Origin of the sequence: Xenorhabdus innexi (genome assembly GCF_002632485.1) — a bacterium.
Lineage (GTDB): Bacteria > Pseudomonadota > Gammaproteobacteria > Enterobacterales > Enterobacteriaceae > Xenorhabdus > Xenorhabdus innexi.
This window is the reverse complement of sequence record NZ_NIBU01000191.1, coordinates 1-1,055: the sequence shown is the minus strand read 5'-3', so window position 1 is coordinate 1,055 and position 1,055 is coordinate 1. Positions and strand designations below refer to the sequence as shown.

The window sequence follows — 1,055 nt, the reverse complement described above, 5'->3', positions numbered from 1 at the left end:
CCGCACGTTAACGTTGGTACTATCGGCCACGTTGACCACGGTAAAACTACCCTGACTGCTGCAATCACCACCGTTCTGGCAAAAACCTACGGCGGTAGCGCACGTGCATTCGATCAGATCGATAACGCACCAGAAGAAAAAGCACGTGGTATCACCATCTCTACTTCTCACGTAGAGTACGATACTCCAACTCGCCACTACGCGCACGTTGACTGCCCAGGCCACGCCGACTATGTGAAAAACATGATCACCGGTGCGGCTCAGATGGACGGTGCAATTCTGGTTGTTGCTGCAACTGATGGCCCAATGCCACAGACTCGTGAGCACATCCTGCTGGGTCGTCAGGTAGGCGTTCCTTACATCATCGTGTTCCTGAACAAATGTGACATGGTTGATGACGAAGAGCTGCTGGAACTGGTAGAAATGGAAGTACGTGAGCTGCTGTCTCAGTACGACTTCCCAGGCGATGACACACCAATCATCCGTGGTTCTGCTCTGAAAGCGCTGGAAGGCGACGCAGAGTGGGAAGCGAAGGTTGTGGAACTGGCTGATGCGCTGGATTCTTACATCCCAGAACCAGAGCGTGACATTGACAAGCCATTCCTGCTGCCAATCGAAGACGTATTCTCCATCTCCGGCCGTGGTACTGTAGTAACAGGTCGTGTAGAGCGTGGTATCGTTAAAGTCGGCGACGAAGTTGAAATCGTTGGTATCAAAGAAACCACGAAAACAACATGTACTGGCGTTGAAATGTTCCGCAAACTGCTGGACGAAGGCCGTGCGGGTGAGAACGTTGGTGTTCTGCTGCGTGGTACTAAGCGTGATGACGTTGAGCGTGGTCAGGTTCTGGCGAAGCCAGGTTCTATCCACCCACACACTCAGTTCGAATCTGAAGTGTATATCCTGAGCAAAGATGAAGGTGGCCGTCATACTCCATTCTTCAAAGGTTACCGTCCACAGTTCTACTTCCGTACAACTGACGTAACCGGTACTATCGAACTGCCAGAAGGCGTAGAGATGGTAATGCCAGGTGACAACATCAACATGGTAGTTAA

1 protein-coding gene is annotated in these 1,055 nt (G+C 51.4%); it reads left to right on the top strand.

Going from position 1 to position 1,055, the window contains the following annotated elements; all coding sequences use genetic code 11:
* The coding region (tuf, locus tag Xinn_RS20990) for an elongation factor Tu (protein WP_099137822.1) at positions 1 to 1,055 on the top strand (1,055 nt) is incomplete at both ends.